The organism is Bradyrhizobium sp. TM239, assembly GCF_036247985.1.
Classification (GTDB): domain Bacteria; phylum Pseudomonadota; class Alphaproteobacteria; order Rhizobiales; family Xanthobacteraceae; genus Bradyrhizobium; species Bradyrhizobium ottawaense.
This window is the reverse complement of sequence record NZ_BTIR01000001.1, coordinates 479,105-495,276: the sequence shown is the minus strand read 5'-3', so window position 1 is coordinate 495,276 and position 16,172 is coordinate 479,105. Positions and strand designations below refer to the sequence as shown.

Annotated in this window: 16 protein-coding genes; 2 read left to right on the top strand and 14 right to left on the bottom strand. The window is 65.2% G+C overall.

All coding sequences use genetic code 11. The features are described 5' to 3' along the window. Positions 1 to 15: 15 nt before the first annotated feature. Genes AABA84_RS02455 through AABA84_RS02445 form a run of 3 tightly spaced genes read right to left on the bottom strand, consistent with a single transcriptional unit; the run spans position 16 to position 1,378 of the window. Entirely contained in the window at positions 16 to 564 is a 549-nt protein-coding gene (locus tag AABA84_RS02455) for a gluconate 2-dehydrogenase subunit 3 family protein (protein WP_338311228.1), read from the bottom strand. Between the two features lie 31 nt (positions 565 to 595). Next, positions 596 to 991 (bottom strand): VOC family protein, encoded by a 396-nt coding sequence (locus AABA84_RS02450; RefSeq protein ID WP_212248433.1) that lies wholly within the window; start codon positions 989 to 991, stop codon positions 596 to 598. Then, positions 992 to 1,378 carry a c-type cytochrome gene (locus tag AABA84_RS02445; RefSeq protein ID WP_212248458.1) on the bottom strand — a complete coding sequence of 129 codons (387 nt, stop codon included), beginning with the start codon at positions 1,376 to 1,378 and terminating at the stop codon, positions 992 to 994. It abuts the gene before it with no gap. Between the two features lie 302 nt (positions 1,379 to 1,680). Between AABA84_RS02445 and AABA84_RS02440 the strand changes: the two genes are divergently transcribed. Then, positions 1,681 to 1,989 (top strand): hypothetical protein, encoded by a 309-nt coding sequence (locus AABA84_RS02440; RefSeq protein WP_212248432.1) that lies wholly within the window; start codon positions 1,681 to 1,683, stop codon positions 1,987 to 1,989. Between the two features lie 58 nt (positions 1,990 to 2,047). On the opposite strand, the gene arfB is transcribed toward AABA84_RS02440, so the two are convergent. From arfB to AABA84_RS02405, 7 genes are all read right to left on the bottom strand, one after another. Then, positions 2,048 to 2,464, bottom strand: coding sequence for an alternative ribosome rescue aminoacyl-tRNA hydrolase ArfB (gene arfB / locus AABA84_RS02435; RefSeq protein WP_338311226.1), 417 nt, complete (start codon positions 2,462 to 2,464; stop codon positions 2,048 to 2,050). A gap of 117 nt (positions 2,465 to 2,581) precedes the next feature. Further along, entirely contained in the window at positions 2,582 to 3,949 is a 1,368-nt protein-coding gene (locus AABA84_RS02430; protein ID WP_338311224.1) for a M16 family metallopeptidase, read from the bottom strand. After that, a complete protein-coding gene (locus tag AABA84_RS02425) occupies positions 3,946 to 5,340 on the bottom strand; it encodes a M16 family metallopeptidase (RefSeq protein WP_445083393.1) in 1,395 nt (464 codons plus the stop codon). Before AABA84_RS02425 ends, AABA84_RS02430 begins: the two co-directional genes overlap by 4 nt. Positions 5,341 to 5,529: 189 nt before the next feature. Continuing rightward, positions 5,530 to 6,255, bottom strand: a complete 726-nt coding sequence (locus tag AABA84_RS02420; protein ID WP_212248428.1) for a hypothetical protein — start codon at positions 6,253 to 6,255, stop codon at positions 5,530 to 5,532. A 95-nt stretch (positions 6,256 to 6,350) separates the two neighbouring features. Continuing rightward, positions 6,351 to 6,845: a signal peptidase II gene (lspA, locus tag AABA84_RS02415; RefSeq protein ID WP_212248427.1), complete on the bottom strand. Its 495-nt coding sequence runs from the start codon at positions 6,843 to 6,845 to the stop codon at positions 6,351 to 6,353. Positions 6,846 to 6,853: 8 nt separating this feature from the next. After that, entirely contained in the window at positions 6,854 to 9,871 is a 3,018-nt protein-coding gene (gene ileS, locus AABA84_RS02410) for an isoleucine--tRNA ligase (RefSeq protein WP_338311223.1), read from the bottom strand. A gap of 203 nt (positions 9,872 to 10,074) precedes the next feature. Further along, positions 10,075 to 11,046, bottom strand: coding sequence for a bifunctional riboflavin kinase/FAD synthetase (locus tag AABA84_RS02405; protein WP_338311222.1), 972 nt, complete (start codon positions 11,044 to 11,046; stop codon positions 10,075 to 10,077). 229 nt (positions 11,047 to 11,275) lie between these two features. Here AABA84_RS02405 and AABA84_RS02400 point away from each other — a divergent pair, with 229 nt between their 5' ends. Beyond that, on the top strand, positions 11,276 to 11,671 hold the full coding sequence (locus AABA84_RS02400; RefSeq protein WP_008567674.1) for a response regulator: 396 nt from the start codon (positions 11,276 to 11,278) through the stop codon (positions 11,669 to 11,671). A 179-nt stretch (positions 11,672 to 11,850) separates the two neighbouring features. Here the strand turns inward: AABA84_RS02400 and AABA84_RS02395 are convergent, their stop codons facing one another. The 4 genes from AABA84_RS02395 to AABA84_RS02380 all read right to left on the bottom strand — a co-directional run bounded on the left by AABA84_RS02395 (position 11,851) and on the right by AABA84_RS02380 (position 16,096). Further along, complete coding sequence (locus AABA84_RS02395) at positions 11,851 to 12,705, bottom strand: TIGR01459 family HAD-type hydrolase (protein ID WP_338311221.1); 855 nt, start codon at positions 12,703 to 12,705, stop codon at positions 11,851 to 11,853. A 15-nt stretch (positions 12,706 to 12,720) separates the two neighbouring features. Continuing rightward, positions 12,721 to 14,214: an EAL domain-containing protein gene (locus tag AABA84_RS02390; RefSeq protein WP_338311220.1), complete on the bottom strand. Its 1,494-nt coding sequence runs from the start codon at positions 14,212 to 14,214 to the stop codon at positions 12,721 to 12,723. 163 nt (positions 14,215 to 14,377) lie between these two features. Then, positions 14,378 to 15,508 (bottom strand): YihY/virulence factor BrkB family protein, encoded by a 1,131-nt coding sequence (locus AABA84_RS02385; protein ID WP_338311219.1) that lies wholly within the window; start codon positions 15,506 to 15,508, stop codon positions 14,378 to 14,380. After that, the gene (locus AABA84_RS02380; RefSeq protein WP_338311217.1) at positions 15,509 to 16,096 is read right to left on the bottom strand and encodes a phage holin family protein; all 588 of its coding nucleotides are present in this window, start codon (positions 16,094 to 16,096) and stop codon (positions 15,509 to 15,511) included. Between the last annotated feature and the right edge of the window lie 76 nt (positions 16,097 to 16,172).

Here is a 16,172-nt window from a genome sequence, read left to right as displayed (position 1 = left end):
ACCGTTGGGTGGCCTTTAGGCTTTCGGCAGCCAGTCGATGTCGGCAAAGCCGCGGTTGATGTAGCCGCCATGCTCGGCGGAGGAACCCTCGTAGCCAAACCGCGGCCAGACTTCTTTCTGGTTGTAGAGCGACACGACGAGGTCGCCGCGCACCTTCTGGAAGAAGTCGCTTCCCTCGATCTCCTTCAGCAGCACGACCCGGTCGGCTTCCCACGGCACTTCGACATAAGGCATCTTGTGGCGATCCCGCGCATTCTGATCGAGCCGCGCGATGCCGTCGCTGATCAGCGACTTGACGGACGCGTCCTTGGCCGCCTTGCCGTCCCACGGCTTGATCGCGGTGATGTAATAGCTGTCGCCGAGCACATCGTGCGGATAGATGTCGCGCGCGACCTTCAGCAGCGTCTTCATCGTCGCGGGCGAAAGCGTGCTCGCCTCATCCGCCCAGGCGCCCTCGATGCTGACGGCGACGCTGGTTGCAACGGCCACGACCGGAACGGCGGTGGCCGCGCCCTTGAGAAAGACGCGGCGGCTGTGCTTGCTTCGGCGATCGACTTCTCTCATGGCATTCCTCCTAAGATTTTTTTGATTTGGTCTAGTTGAAACGTCCGCCCCGCTGGATCACCTCGATCTTGTAGCCATCGGGATCGCTGACGAAGAAGAAGCGCGCCAGCGTCCTGCCGTCGTGCTTGAAATCGCGTAAGGGTCCCGGTGCGAGCTTCTCGCGCTCGAAGCGGGCGTGTTCGGCCTCGAGATCCTCGACCACGACGGCGAGATGGCCGTAGCCGTCGCCGAGCTGGTACGGCTCCTTGCGATCGAAATTCACCGTCAGCTCGACCTCGAAAGGTGAGGAGGGGTGACGCAGATAGATCAAGGCAAAGTCTGCGAATTTCAGATGGTCGGCGACTTCGAGGCCGAAGGCGCGCCGGTAGAAGTCGAGCGAGCGCGCTTCATCAAGCACGCGGATCATGGAATGGACCGGCTTTGCCATTCAGTTCTGCTCCTTCAGGTAAGCGATGATGGCGGCGCGTGTCTCCGGCTTGCCTTGCCGGTAGGCCATGACCACGCCGGGAATGACGGCCTGCGGATTGGTCAGCCATGCGTCGAGCCGGGCTTCGTCCCAGGCGAAGTCAGCTCTTGCGAGGCTCTCCGAGTAACGAAAGCCTTCGATCTTGCCGGCGGGACGGCCCACGACCTTGAGCAGCGGCGGCCCCTGGCGCGCCGGCTCCGACAGGCTCAACGTGTGGCACACCGCACATTGTTGCTTGAAGAGTGTCGCGCCATCCGGCGGCTTTGCGGCCGGCAAAGGCATTTGCGCGTCGGCAGCCCGCACCACCAGCACCATCGCAGTGCACAATCCCAGCACGAACGCGCGCATCGTCAAGAGCCGCCCATCCACATCAACCTGCGCAAACTCTAGGCGGCGTCAGATGGGCGGTGGTAGTAGCGGGCTGTTTCGCTGCGCGCGGAGATGCTCGTGGGTCGCGCGTGTTCCGCGCCGCCGCATATGAGGAGCGCAATTCCGCGAAACCGCCCCGAAATCCCTAAACGATCACCACACCATGCGGATTGCATCGTGATCGCGCCGTTCGAACTCTCGACGCGATGAACCGGTCCGGCACAGGCGGGCGGCGCAGCAAGCAGCCGAACCGTTCATCGCGAAAAATCCAGGAGAAATGAATGAAGTTGGTGAAGACCTCTGCAATCGCATGCGCTGTCGCGGCCCTCATTGCGACGCCCGTTTTCGCGCAAGGCACGTCATCTGGTGCCAGGCCTGGCGGCACCGTGCAAAGCAAACCCATGCAGGGCGGCGCGGCAGGCAGTGAGGACGAAGATGTCGGTGCACAGCAGGGGGCTGCAGGCGAGAAGACGGGCATGAAGTCGACCAAGGGCACGAAGGGCACGGTCGGCACCACGGGCAGCGCAGCGCACAAGGGGGCGGTCGACGATTCCGCTACCGGCAGTCCCGCCCCCGGCAAGCGTTACTGACGCCGGGCCGCGAACAGGCAAACCTCCGGTCGCTTCGCGACTGGAGGTTCTTGCCCAATCAATCGTCGAAGCTCCGGCCGCGCCCGGCCTTGACGTCGGCGCGGCGCTTCTTGCCGTCGAGCCGGCGCTGCTTGGAGGCAAAGGTCGGCCGCGTCGCGCGCCGCGGCGTCGGCCGTATCATGGCCTCACGCAGCATCTCCGTGAGGCGGTCGATCGCATCCTGGCGGTTGCGCTCCTGGGTGCGGAAGCGCTGCGCCTGGATCACGATCACGCCGTCCTTGGTCATGCGCTGACCGGCGAGGCGGGCAAGGCGCAGGGCAGCATCCTCCGGCAAGGTCAGCTTGCTGGCGTCGAAGCGCAGCTGCGCCGAGGTCGCGACCTTGTTGACGTTCTGCCCGCCCGGGCCGGAGGCGCGGACAAAGCCGATCTCGATGTCGTCCTCGTCGATGACGAGATCGCGGGATATCCGCAGCATGGTGGCACCATTCGTGATGTCCGGACATATCGCGGACGTCCACGTTCGGCAATGGCGCATCCTGGAAACGCAAATGGCCGGGCGGAGCCCGGCCATTTCAGAAAACGTAGGGAGACGTCAGTTCGACTTCGTCGCCGGGGCCGCGGAGGGCTGCGCCGCGGCCTGCGGGGCGCGGCCGACGACGACGGTCAGAAGACCCTGGCCCCAGAGGCGCCTGGCGGCGGCCTTGGCGTCGTCCAGCGTGACGGCATCGACGATGGCATTGCGCTTCTCGATATAGTCGATCGGCAGCTTGTCCTGCTGATACTGCAGCAGCGCCTGCGCCAGCTTGGAGGAGGTGTCGAGCGCCAGCATCTGCGAGCCCTTGAGGTAAGACTTGGCCTCGTCGAGCTCCTTCTGTGTCGGACCTTCCTCTGCGATCCGGCGCACTTCCTTGTCGATGGCGTCGATGGTGTCGCCGGCGCGGTCGGCGCGCGTGCCGGTATTGCCGATGAACACCGCCGAATGCTCCATCCAGAGCAGCGATTCGAACACCGAATAGGCGAGGCCTCGCTTCTCGCGGACCTCGCGATAGAGCCTGGAGGACAATCCGCCGCCGCCGAGGATGTGATTGACGACATAGGCCGCCATGAAGTTCGGATCGCTGCGCTTCACCCCTGGGCCGCCGAAGGTGATCACGGTCTGCGGCACGTCGAGCGTCACGAAGGCGCGCTGCGGCGGCCTTGCGGCCTCGACGTCCGGAACCGGCGTGAGGTTGGCCTTGGCGGGCAGGCTGCCGAAGGTATGGTCGAGCAGCTTGCCGAGGGTCGCCGGATCGACGTCGCCGACGACAGCGATCTTCAGCCCGTCCTTCGCAAGCACGCGGCCGACATAGTCTTTCATGTCCGGGACCGTGATGGTCGGCACGCTGTCGAGGTTGCCGTTGGTCTGCCGGCCATAGGGATGATCGCCGAAGGCGACCTCCAGGAACTTGCGGCTCGCCAGCGAGGTCGGGTTGGTGGTCTCGCGGCGCAGGCCCGAGATGACCTGCGAGCGGATGCGTTCGACATCGGCGGCGTCGAAATGCGGCGAGGTCAGCGCGCTCCTGAGCAGGTCGAAGGCCTCGTCCTTGTTGTCGCGCAGCATGCGCAGGCTGCCGCGGAAAGTATCGCGGGTGGCGCTGAAGGAGAGCTCGATGGCGCGGCGGTCGAGCCGCTCGTGGAAGGTCTTGGAGTCGAGATCGCCGGAGCCTTCGTCGAGCAGGTCGCCGACCAGATTGGCGACGCCCGGCTTGTCCTTGGGATCCTGCGCCGAGCCGCCGGCAAAGGAATATTCCATGGCGATCAGCGGCACGGTTGCGTCCTGCACGAACCAGGCTTCGATGCCGCCCGGCGAGATCAGGTGCTGGATCTTTGCGGCCGCCTGTGACGGCGAGACCGCAGCGAGCGCGAGCGCAGCGCCGGTGGCAAGGGAGAGTGCAGCGCGTCGAAGGAAAGGATAGGTCACGAACGCTTCTCCTCGCGCTTGGTGGCGGCAGTGTCCTTGATCAGATAGCCCGTTACCGAGCGCTTCTTCTCGAGCCATTTCTGCGCAACGGCGCGGACCTGCTCGGCGGTGACCGCGCGGATGCGGTCGGGCCAGCTCCTGATGTCCTCGATCGACAGGCCCGTGGTCAGCGCGCCGCCATACCAGCGTGCCAGCACCGCTTGGTTGTCCTGGGCGTAGATCGCTTCCGCGATGAGCTGGGTCTTGACCCGCTCCAGATCCTCGGCGCGGATCGGATTCTGCGCGACGTTGGCGATGACGCCGTCGACCGCCTGCTCGACCTCGGCGAAGCTGACGCCGGGTTTCGGGGAGGCCGAGATCGCGAACTGGGTCGGGTCGAGCGAGATGCTCGAATAGCTGGCGTTGGCGGAGACCGCGAGCGGCTTGTCGACGACGAGGGCGCGGTAAAGATAGGAATTGCTGCCGCTGCCCATCAGCTGGGCCAGCACGTCGAGGGCGGCACTTTCACCGGCGGCGGCCGTGGTTGCCGAGGGCACCAGATAATAACGCCGCATGCTCGGCTGCTCGACGCGCGGGTCGGCCAGCGTGACGGTGCGCGGGGCGGCGGGCTCCGGCTCCTGCGGACGGACGCGCCGCGCCGGGATCGCCGATTGCGCGGGGATGGAGCCGAAATTGCGCTCGACCAGCGGGCGGATGTCGGCGGCCTCGACGTCGCCGGCGATCACCAGGATCGCGTTGTTCGGCGCATAGAAGCGGCGGTAGAAGGCGAGCGCGTCCTCGCGATCGAGCTTCTCGATCTCCTGATGCCAGCCGATCACCGGCCGGCCGTAGGGATGGTTGAGATAGAGCGCGGCCATGATCTGCTCGTTCAGCCGCGCGTCCGGATTGTTGGCGACGCGCATGTTGTATTCTTCGAGCACGACGTCGCGCTCGGGCAGCACGTTCTCGTCCTTGAGGATGAGGCCGGTCATGCGGTCGGCCTCGAACTCCATCATGGTCGGCAGCTGCTCTTTCGGCACGCGCTGGTAATAGTTGGTGTAGTCGACCGAGGTCGAGGCGTTCTCGTTGCCGCCGACGCGAAGCACGGTCTGGGAGAATTCGCCGACCGGATGCTTCGAGGTGCCCTTGAACATCAGGTGCTCGAGGAAGTGGGCGAGGCCGGACTTGCCCGGCGTCTCGTCGGCCGAGCCGACCTTGTACCAGATCATCTCGGTGACGACGGGCGTGCGGTGATCGGGGATCACCACGACCTGCATGCCGTTGCTGAGCGTGAAGCTGGCGGGCGGGGCCGATGTGACCGTGGTCTGGGCAATGGCCGCGCCTGATGTCAGGACACTGGTCGAAAGCAGCGCGGCAAGGAGGCAGGCAGCCGATCGGTAAGAGGACATCATGATCCTTATGAAAGGCCGAGTCCGGATGTCCGGCTCGGGCGGCACGGCATGCTACACCGTGCGGCTGAGGCTTCGCGTCACGAAGCAGAGAACTCAACGCGGTGGCAAGTTACTGATCAGCAATTTATGCGCCTCGGCCGGCGTACATGAATCGCCGGCGCGGGATTTCGGGTCCGTAGGACAGGAGCGTTATTGCTCCTTGTCCTTACCCGACATGATGTCGAAATAGGTCCGGCGCGACTTGTCGACCCCGGCGCCATAGGCATAGCTCGGGGACGGGGTCTGGTAGCCCGGCGGCGGCTCCACCAGAGACTGGCGCGGGGGCTCGGTCGTGAATTTCTTTTCCTCGGAGCTGTTGCCGCCCTTCATCATGTTCCACAGCCCGCCGGAGAAACCGAGCTGGGCGGGGCTGAGCGACGGGTTGCCGTTGGTACCCGGCTGAATGGGATCGTTGCTGGTGCGCTCGGGGGCAGCCGTCTGGCCGGCCTTCATTTCGGCGGGCGTCAGCGGCCGGGCGACCTGCCAGTTTTCCGTTTCCTTGGTCGCCTTCTTGCGCGCGGCGATGGCTTCCTTGCGGCGCTTCTCCTCGGGGTCCTTGGGCCAGTTCGGAGCGGCCTTGGCCTGGGTCGCGGGAGGCGGCAGGTCGAGCTTGGGCGGCACGACCAGCGGCGAGCGCTCGCGGTATTCGATGCCGGGCTTTTCCATGCTCTTGGCGCCGATACCGGACATCAGATTGTCGATGATCTTCTCTTCGAAGGTCATCCCGTCATCTTCATCCTCGTCGTCACCGGCGCGGGCCACGCCGGCCGACATGACGAGACCGATGCCAAGCGCGACGGCGGACAATTTCAACGCCTGCCAAAGCCCCGATCGGGGGTCTCGAACCATCGAAATGCTGGTCTTCGAGCTGCGCATTACTGTACCTGTTCCATATTGTGTCAGATCGCCGCTCGCACGCGGCAAACCCTCGCAAAGGCCGGGTTCCACCTGCCGGTCCGTATCGGCCGGGATCAGGGCGCTTTTGCGGCGGGTACCCCCAGGAAGGAATCATACAATAGCCCCGCCACCCCAGCAACGATGGCCACGTCGGCGAGGTTAAACACATACCAATTATAGGTATTTCCGCCGATCTCGATGTGGAGCAGGGCGAAATCGACCACCGCGCCATAGGCGAAGCGGTCGATGCCGTTGCCGATGGCGCCGCCGATGATCAGCCCCAGCGCGACCGTGGCAAGCCGGGTGTGCGAGCGGGCCATCCAGATCGCCAGCGCGACCACGGCGACGGTTTTGACGGCCATCAGCGCGAGCTGTGCCGCCTGGCTGTCGTTCTGGAGCCAGCCGAAGCTGATGCCGATGTTCCAGGCCAGCACCAGGTCGAAGAACGGCGTCACCTTCACCACGCCGCGACGGGCGAGGTCGAACCCGTTCAGCAGCCAGAGCTTCGAGGCCTGGTCGGCCACGAGCGTGACCAGGGCCGCGAGGATGCCGGCGCCAAGCGGGGTCATGCCGGGGATCAGACGCTCACGCCCAACGCTTTCCACTCACGCAGCGCCTGTGCGTCGCGCGGGGTGACGTCGGGATATTCAGGATCATCGCCGACAAACTGCGAGATCTTCCAGGAGCGGGCGCATTTGCGACCCTGCGCTTCTTTCACGATCACACCAATTTCGAACACGCCGTCGATCGTGAACGCTTCCTCGGGGAGCTTTTCGCCGTCGCGGAGTACATGAACCTCGGCGTTCGAGGTGATGCAGACTTCCGCCCAATCGACGTCGAACAAGGCTCCCATGAATTCCTTCGCCAAATAGATCTCAGGCGAGGCCGCCAACGAGGAGCCGATGAGTTTGTTCGCGCGTGCAATCTCGAGCGCTCCGGTGACGACCCGGCGCACTGTACGGATCATCTGCCATCTCTCAGCAAGCTTGTCGTCGCGCAAGGCTTCGAGATCGTTCGGAAACAGCGTCAGGTGCACCGACGGTTCGGCATCGGGCCGGTACATGCGCCAGCCTTCCTCCGCGGTGAAGCTGAGGATCGGCGCCAGCCATTTCAGGACCGAGGTACACAACAGGTCGATCGTCGTCAGCGCCGCCTTGCGCGTCGGCGACGACGGCGGATCGCAATACAGCGTGTCCTTGCGGATGTCGAAATAGAACGCCGAAAGCTCGCTGTTCAGGAAAGCGGACAGGATCGCGACCACCGACTTGAAGTCGAACTCCTGGTAGGCCTTGCCGATGGCGGCGGCGCGGATCGCGAGCTCGTGCAGCATCAGGCGTTCGAGCTCGGGCATCTCGGCAGGCGCCACTGCGTCGGCCGGCTTGTAATGATGCAGCGTGCCGAGCATCCAGCGCACGGTGTTGCGCAGCTTGCGGTAGGTCTCGACGGTGTTCTTCAGGATCTCGGGACCGATGCGCTGGTCGTCGGTGTAGTCGCAGGACGCGACCCAGAGCCGGAGGATGTCGGCGCCGGATTCCTTGATGACGGACTGCGGCTCGATGGTGTTGCCGAGCGACTTCGACATCTTGCGGCCGTCCTCGGCCTGGGTGAAGCCGTGGGTCAGCACGATATCGTAGGGCGCGCGGCCGCGCGTGCCGCAACTCTCCAGCAGCGAGGAGTGGAACCAGCCGCGATGCTGGTCCGAGCCTTCCAGATACATCACCGTGTCGGTGCCGCCGTCGACCTTGCGCTTGATCCCCGCGAGGCCCGGGAAATGCACGGGGTCTTCGAGCACGAAGGCGTGCGTCGAGCCGGAATCGAACCAGACGTCGAGAATGTCGTCGACCTTCTGCCAGTCTTCATTGGCACGCGCGCCCAGGAAGCGCTCGCGCGCGCCCTTGGCGTACCAGGCGTCGGCGCCTTCCTGCTCGAAGGCATCGCCGATACGGGTGTTGACGGCCTCGTCCTGGAGGATCTCGGCGGAGCCGTCGCCCTTCTCGCGCACGAACACGGCGATCGGCACGCCCCAGGCGCGCTGACGCGAGATCACCCAGTCGGGCCGCGCCTCGATCATGCCGTTGATGCGGTTTTCGCCCGACGGCGGCACCCATTGCGTCACCGAGATCGCGTGCAGCGCGCGGGCGCGCAGCGTGTCGCCGCTCTTCGCCTTGCCGCTCACTGCAACATCCTTGTCCATCGCGATGAACCATTGCGGCGTGTTGCGGAAGATCACCGGCTTCTTGGAGCGCCAGGAGTGCGGATATTGGTGCTTGAGCCGGCCGCGTGCCAGCAGCATGCCTCTTTCGACGAGCGCCTTGATCACGGCCTCGTTGGCATCGCCCTTCTCGCCCTTGTCGTTGATGACACGCTTGCCGGCAAAGCCCGGCGCGTGATCGGTGTAGGCGCCGTTCTCGTCGACGGTGTAGGGGATCGCCGTGGTGATGCCGCGCGCATCGAGATCGCGCGCCTGCGCCATCCAGGCATCGAAGTCCTCGCGGCCATGGCCGGGGGCGGTGTGCACGAAGCCGGTGCCGGTGTCGTCGGTGACGTGGTCACCGGGCAGCAGCGGCACGACGAAGTCGTAGCCGCCGGCAAGGCCCTTCAGCGGATGGGCGCATTCGATCGCGTCCATGGTGTCGCCAGGCACGTCGCGCACCTTCTCGAAGGCCGTCACGCGCGCCTGCTTGAAGACCTCTTCAGCGAGCGCATCGGCGAGGATCAGGCGGTCGCCCGTCTTGGTCCAATTGTCGGCGGGCGCGTCCGTCACCTTGTACAGGCCGTAGGCGATCTTCGGCGAGAACGAGATGGCGCGGTTGCCCGGCAGGGTCCACGGCGTGGTGGTCCAGATCACGACGCTTGCGGAGGCGAGAGCGCCGTGCGCGGGCGACGTGACCGGGAATTTCACCCACACCGTATCGGAGGTGTGGTCCTCGTACTCCACCTCGGCCTCGGCCAGCGCGGTCTTCTCGACCACGCTCCACATCACGGGCTTGGAGCCGCGATAGAGCGTGCCGTTGGCCGCGAACTTCATCAATTCGCGCGCGATCTGGGCTTCGGCCGGATAGCTCATCGTGGCGTAGGGATGATCCCAATCGCCGATGACGCCGAGGCGCTTGAATTCTTCGCGTTGCACGCCGAGCCAATGCGTGGCGTAGGCGCGGCACTCCCGGCGGAAATCGATCATCGCGGCACTGTCGCGGAAGTCGGGCTTCTGCTTGCCCTTCTTGCGATAGTGCTCCTCCTCGACCTTCCACTCGATCGGCAGGCCGTGGCAGTCCCAGCCCGGCACGTAGTTGGAATCGAAGCCGAGCATCTGCTGGCTCTTGGTGACGAGATCCTTGAGGATCTTGTTCAGCGCCGTGCCGATATGGATGTTGCCGTTGGCATAGGGCGGGCCGTCATGCAGCACGAACTTGGCGCGGCCCTTCGCGCTCTCGCGCAGCTTCTCGTAGAGGCCGATCTCGTACCAGCGCTTGAGGATCTCCGGCTCGCGCTGCGGCAGGCCGGCGCGCATCGGGAATTCGGTCTGCGGCAGGAACAGGGTCTTGGAATAGTCTTTGGCTTCAGGCTTTTGGGACTTTTGCGGCTTTTCGGACATGAGGCTGACTGGCTCGGAAGGGCGCGGGAACGGATGGCGATGCGGAATCGCGGGGTGAAACGACAAAATCCCGGTCTTGCGCCGAGCCTTCAGGCTCAGGCGGAAGCCGGGCCGCTAATCCCTATGATGCGCCGCGCAAACATGGGCTCTCCATAGCAGGGGGCCAAGGGAAGCGCAAAGGTTCGGGGAGGCTGGGGTCGGGCTCAATCGACGGTGCCGAGCCGCGGAAACGCGTCCGGGGCGGCGGCCAGGATGGCGCGGGCACGGGCGGAATCGTCGTCCATCTGCCGGATCAGAGCCTCCAGGCTGTCGAATTTCAGCTCCTCGCGGATGAAGCCGACGAAGGCGCAGTCCAGCTCCTGCTCGTAGAGGTCGCCCTTGAAGTCGAACAGGAAGATCTCGAGGAGGGGAGCGCCATTATCAAAGGTCGGGCGGCGGCCGAAGCTTGCCACCCCGTCGAGCCGCTCAGGCCCGCGGCCGACCCGCACCGCATAGATGCCGTGCTTCAGTCCGCAATTGGCGTCCAGGCGGATGTTGGCGGTGGGATAGCCGAGATCGCGGCCGCGCTTCTCGCCGTGGATCACCTGACCGGTGACGAACCAGGGTGCGCTCAGCATGGTGGTGGCCTCGTCCAGCTGGCCTTCGGCGAGAGCGATCCGGATCGCGCTGGAGGATACCGGCCGCTCGTCGATATCGACATGGGGCTGCACGTCGACCTCGATGCCGAGCCGGGGCGCCTCGTTGACCAGCAGGCTCGGGGAGCCGACCCGTCCTTTGCCGAAATGGAAGTCATAGCCGACCGCGATCCCGCTGACGCCGAGCCGCCCGATCAGGTCATGGTGAATGAAGTCTTGCGCGCTGGTTCCGGCACGGGCCTTGTCGAAGGTCATGACCACGGCGCCGGCAAGCCCGGTGCCGGCCAGAAGCCGCAGCTTGGCCCGCTCGTCCGTCAGGCGGAATTGGGGGGTGTTGGGGCTGAAAAACCGCCGCGGATGCGGCTCGAAGGTCAATGCCAGCGCGGGGCGGCCCTGCGCCCGGCCCATTTCCAGGGCCGCGGCGATCACGGCGCGGTGGCCGAGATGAACCCCGTCGAAATTGCCCATGGCGACCACGGAACCCCTTGGAATCGCGGAGTCCGGCGTGGTGTCGCGGATAATGGTAAAATGCGGAGCCATCAGGGGAATTCTCAAGCCGGCGGGACCGGCCGGGACCGTGGCGCGACCGGCCGGATGAAGTCAAGCGGGAGGGGGCGGCCGCATCGAACGCGATTTCAGTCCTTGGGGGGCGTCCCCAATTAACGCGCTGTTTAACGCCTTGGTGTTAGTCCTTGACCGTGGAACTGCCGGGCTCCGGCTTGGGCAGGTCCGATCGTAATATTCCTGGGTTTGCGTTGGGGGAGTCGAGATGGCGGTTGATTTGTCGATGCCGGTTCTGGTGGTGGACGACTATAGCACCATGATCCGTATCATCAGGAATCTGCTGAAGCAGCTTGGCTTCGAGAACATCGATGATGCCAGCGACGGTTCGGCAGCACTGAACAAGATGCGCGGCAAGAAGTACGGGCTCGTGATCTCCGACTGGAACATGGAGCCGATGACGGGTTACGACCTGCTGCGCGAAGTGCGCGCGGATCCGAACCTCGCCACCACGCCCTTCATCATGATCACGGCGGAATCCAAGACCGAGAACGTGATCGCTGCCAAGAAGGCCGGCGTGAACAACTACATCGTCAAGCCGTTCAATGCGGCGACGCTGAAGACCAAGATCGAGGCGGTCTTCCCGGACATGGCGAGCGCGTAAGCGCGCGTTCGAAGCCATCAGGCGAATTCGGAAAGGCCCGGGCTTGTCCCGGGCTTTTGTTGTTCGGTTCGTCATTCCGGCACGGTGCGAAGCACCGAACTATGGGGCGCGATTGCGCACCTGAGAATCTTAAGATTCCGGGCTCGCGCTTCGCGCGCCCCGGAATGACGATCAGATCACTACCACTTCAATTCGCGCATCAGCGCCTTCGGCGGATGGCCGAACAATTCCATCACCGATGCCGGGTCGAGCTGGTCGAGACCCTCGAACTCCTCGGCGTGGATGCCGCGGGTCACGAACAGGCAGTCGATGCCGAATTCGCGCGCGCCGGTTAAGTCGGTGCGGACGGAATCGCCGATCGCAAGCACTTTTTTCCGCTCGATCGGATGGCCCTGGCGTTCGCCGGCGAGTGCCATCGCGCGCTCGTAGATCGGCCGGTGCGGCTTGCCGTAGAAGATCACCTCGCCGCCGAGCTCGCGATAGAGCTCCGCGATGGCGCCGGCGCAATAGATCAGCCGGTCGCCGCGTTCCACCACGATGTCGGGGTTGGCGCAGACCAGCGTCAGCTTGCGCTCGCGCGCCTTCAGCATCATGCCGCGATAGTCTTCCGCCGTTTCGGTCTCGTCGTCATAGAGGCCGGTGCAGACGATGTAGTCGGCGTCCTCGAGCGGCGCGGTTTTCGCATCGAGGCCGCGATAGATCGAGTTGTCGCGCTCGGGGCCGAGCCAGAACATCTTGCGGCCGGGATGCTCGGCGACATAGAGCCGCGTCAAGTCGCCGGACGAAACGATCGCGTCATAGGTCTCGTCGGCGACGCCGAGCTTGCGCAACTGCCGCTGCACGCTGTCGGCCGGGCGCGGTGCGTTGGTGATCAGGATCACCGTACCGCCGCGGCTGCGATATGTGTGCAGCGCCTCGCAGGCTTCGGGGAAGGATTCGAGGCCGTTATGGACCACGCCCCAGATGTCGCTGAGCACGACATCGACACCGCCCACGAGCTCGCGCAGGCTTTTGGCGAAATGCAGTGTGGTCATGATGCGCAGCGTCGATCAGATGCGGCGCGCGAGCGCCGCGTTGCCGGTGATGCGTTGGGCCGGAGGAGCGGCTGACGTCGCGCCAGATTTCGTGCCTTGGCTGGGGGGAGCGGAGCCATTGGATCCCTGAATGTCCTGCGCCTGGTTCGGCGAGGCCCCGCCGGTAGCAGATGCCCCCTCAGGCCGCAATGGCCGGGGCGGCGCGAACAGGAAGCCCTGGCCGAACCGCACGTCATAGTCGAGCAGGTCCACGACGGCGCGCTCGCCTTCGATCCTTTCGGCGATCAGGTCGATGCCGAAGCGGCCGAGCAGGTCGGAGAGGTCGGAGGGATGGATGTCCGAGGCGGAGGTCTGCCTGGGGTCGAGCAGTAGCGTGGCCGGCACCTTGATGAAGCGCACCCCGCGGTCGGCCAGCTCGCGCGGCTCGATCCTGAGATCCGTGACATGGTCGATCGAGAAACGGAAGCCGCGCTGGGCCAGTGCCGCGAGATTCTCGGTCTCGGCCGGGCCGAGATTGCGGAAGGTTGATTGCTTGAACTCCAGCACCAGCGAGGGCGCCAGCGCCCGGTTGGCTTCGAGGAAGTCGAGGCATTGCGCGAAGGTTGTGGAATTGCCGAGCGTGGAGGCCGCGACGTTGCAGAACACGCCGACGTCCTTGTTGCGCACCATCAGGCGCCGCAGCACCTGCACACAGCGCAGCATCACCATGTTGTCGATGCGCCCGATCAGCCCGGATGCTTCCGCGATGCTAATGAACTCCTCGGCGGCGACCAGTTGGTCGCGCTCGTCACGCAGGCGCGTCACCGCCTCGTAGAACCGCACCTTGCGTTGCGGCAGCGTCACCATCGGCTGCAGGAAGATATCGATGCGGTTTTCGTCGATCGCGTTGCGCAGCGTCGCGAGCAGCTGGGTCTGGTTGCGCCCGGTGACTGCCGGAACCGGGTTGGCGGCCTGGCTCTGGACCGCCGGTGCCGGTCGTGACGGCGGTGCGGGCAGCGGGGGAGGGGCCGCCGGCCGCTCCTCGAACGGCGCAATCAGGTCGATCGGCGCCTCCGGCTCCAGCCTGGCGATCGGAGCGGGAACGGGAGCCGGCGCTGGCGCATTGCCGGCCAACAGATCCTCATGGGTCGATACGGTGGTGGCGAGCTGCCTGACCAATCCACCGAGCTCGTTGATCTCGCCGACCACCGACTGGATGCGGTCGGAGTTGGTCGAATTGGACGAGGCGATGCGTCCCTCGATCGCAGCTAACCGGCGGCCGAACTCCGCCACCTGGCGGGCCAGGTCGGCGGTGCCGCGCGACAAATCGGCGATCTGCCCGCCGACGTCGCTGCGGTCGCGCAGCCGCATCGACACCGCGTTGTAGAGGATCAGGAAGGTCAGCGCGGTCAGCGCCACGATGGCGGATTCGGTTCCGCTGATGCCGGCGACGGCGTAGAGCACAAGCCCGAGCGAGGCCGCGACCAGTACCATGCAGATGGCGATGAAGATCGTCGAAATGCGAATCATGCCGCGCGTTACGCCTCAAGAGCTGACTGCCTTACCCGGGAAAACACGGGTCACTGTGCGAACCCGTCACGCCTCATGCTCCCCCTAGGCCGTATGACCTTAACATCATTGTTGATTCGAGGGGATAGCGGCTCGGGCCTGCACGTTCAGGACGATCACGCAGTCAGGACGGTGCGGCGGCGCCGACCGTGTCGGCCGAGACAGCCTCCCGGGTGCCGAGCGGCCTGGGCCGGCCGGTGGTCGTATCCCTCAGCGTCTGCCGCTCCATTTCCGAATTCAGCTCGGCGCCGAACATGATGACGATGGCGGACATCCACATCCACATCATCAGGCCGATGGCGGCGCCGAGCGAGCCGTAGGTCGCATTGTAATTGGCGAATGCCGAGAGATACCAGGACAGCAGCGCCGAGCCGGCGATCCAGAGGAGGGCCGCCGTCACTGCGCCGAGGCTCAGCCATTGCCAGCGCGGGGCGTCGCGGCTGGGGGCGAAGCGGTACAGGATCGCCAGTGCCACGAGCAGGATCAGGAACAGCAGCGGCCATCGCGCCAGCGCCACGATCAGCTTGCTTTCGGGCGCCATGCCGAGATGATTGAGCGCGAGCGGGAAGGCGACGACGGCACCCACCATCAGCAGCAGCGCCACGATGCCGCCGACCGTGAAGGCCAGCGACACCAGATTGAGCTTGATGAAGCTGCGCTTCTCGCGCTCCTCATAGGCGACGTTGAGGGCATCGAAGATCGCCTTGACGCCCGCATTGGCGCTCCAGACCGCGAGCAGAAGGCCGAGCAGGAAGGTGGCGCCGAGCGTGGTATTGCCGTTCGACACCACGCGCGAGACTTGATCCTCCACGATCTGGAACGAGCCCTCGGGCACCATGGTCGCAAGCGTCTGCAGATTGGAACTGATCGTCGCGGGGTCGGCGAACAGGCCATAAGAGGAGACCAGCGCCGTCACCGCCGGGAAGATCGCGAGCAGCCCAAAAAAGACGACGCCGCCCGCTGTCGCGAGCAGGCGATCGTCGTCGATGCGCTGATAGGTGCGCCAGAAGATGTCCTTCCAGCCCGTCCAGGGGATCTCGAACGGACTTTTCGCCCGGCGGCCGCGGCCGGGCTGCACCGCCGCACTGGCCGGGTGCGTTTCCGGTGAATTCGCCTCGCCTTTGCGGTGGTCTTGCGGAGGGCCGGATCCGACCAGGCCGGGGTCCTGGAAATAGCGCTCCGCGGTCAGCACGAAGACGGCAGTGGCGGCCACCAGCAGCCAGGAGTCGAGCTGTTCGGAGCGCCGCACCAGCATTCAAGCGTCCAATCTCTGACCGTGACGTCTGCGGCGCGCCGCCGTGAATCCCGCCAGCCCAATCGCCGCGAGCATCAGACCAAGCTGCACGGGTCGGTTGGTGCGCGCCGCCGAAGCTCTTGCGCCATGGCGGCGCTCGCCGGGGGCGAGCGGCGCAAGGGGAATCGTGGTGGCGACCTCTTTAACGGCTTCCTTGACCGTTCCGCGCGGAATCCGTGGGGTCGCAATTGCAACGCGCAACCGACTGGCAAGTGGCACGATCGGCTTCGATTTGCGCTTCATCTGCGCCATTGCCACGCCAGCGCAGACCGCCGCCAGCACCAGCAGCACTCCTCCGGCGGCACCAAACCCCCAGAACTGCCCGTAGGTGATGGCAACCCAGCGGTAGAGGGCGATCAGCCCGACGAAGAAGGCCGCGACAACGAAAAGGCCCGCGACCGCGAACAGCCCGCCAGCCACCGCGTAAGACGTCACCTTGCCGGTTGCCTGGCTGGTCTGGTCACGCAGATAGGATTGAGCGGCGCGTTTGACGTGGTTGAGCTTGAGCGCCATGCCGGCGCGCAGCAATTCGCCCGATGGCGCGAGCATCTGGACATCCTCCAAGAGCAAGAAAATTGTCGGAGGATGAACGTGGCGGTATTTGAGTTGTTCCGACGGAGCTCTG

Bases quoted from the DNA above. Each gene is read 5' to 3' on its own strand.
- AABA84_RS02455 (WP_338311228.1), bottom strand. From the start codon at position 564: ATGAGAGAAGTCGATCGCCGAAGCAAGCACAGCCGCCGCGTCTTTCTC.
- AABA84_RS02450 (WP_212248433.1), bottom strand. From the start codon at position 991: ATGGCAAAGCCGGTCCATTCCATGATCCGCGTGCTTGATGAAGCGCGC.
- AABA84_RS02445 (WP_212248458.1), bottom strand. From the start codon at position 1,378: ATGCGCGCGTTCGTGCTGGGATTGTGCACTGCGATGGTGCTGGTGGTG.
- AABA84_RS02440 (WP_212248432.1), top strand. From the start codon at position 1,681: ATGAAGTTGGTGAAGACCTCTGCAATCGCATGCGCTGTCGCGGCCCTC.
- arfB (WP_338311226.1), bottom strand. From the start codon at position 2,464: ATGCTGCGGATATCCCGCGATCTCGTCATCGACGAGGACGACATCGAG.
- AABA84_RS02425 (WP_445083393.1), bottom strand. From the start codon at position 5,340: ATGATGTCCTCTTACCGATCGGCTGCCTGCCTCCTTGCCGCGCTGCTT.
- AABA84_RS02420 (WP_212248428.1), bottom strand. From the start codon at position 6,255: ATGCGCAGCTCGAAGACCAGCATTTCGATGGTTCGAGACCCCCGATCG.
- lspA (WP_212248427.1), bottom strand. From the start codon at position 6,845: ATGACCCCGCTTGGCGCCGGCATCCTCGCGGCCCTGGTCACGCTCGTG.
- ileS (WP_338311223.1), bottom strand. From the start codon at position 9,871: ATGTCCGAAAAGCCGCAAAAGTCCCAAAAGCCTGAAGCCAAAGACTAT.
- AABA84_RS02405 (WP_338311222.1), bottom strand. From the start codon at position 11,046: ATGGCTCCGCATTTTACCATTATCCGCGACACCACGCCGGACTCCGCG.
- AABA84_RS02400 (WP_008567674.1), top strand. From the start codon at position 11,276: ATGGCGGTTGATTTGTCGATGCCGGTTCTGGTGGTGGACGACTATAGC.
- AABA84_RS02395 (WP_338311221.1), bottom strand. From the start codon at position 12,705: ATGACCACACTGCATTTCGCCAAAAGCCTGCGCGAGCTCGTGGGCGGT.
- AABA84_RS02390 (WP_338311220.1), bottom strand. From the start codon at position 14,214: ATGATTCGCATTTCGACGATCTTCATCGCCATCTGCATGGTACTGGTC.
- AABA84_RS02385 (WP_338311219.1), bottom strand. From the start codon at position 15,508: ATGCTGGTGCGGCGCTCCGAACAGCTCGACTCCTGGCTGCTGGTGGCC.
- AABA84_RS02380 (WP_338311217.1), bottom strand. From the start codon at position 16,096: ATGCTCGCGCCATCGGGCGAATTGCTGCGCGCCGGCATGGCGCTCAAG.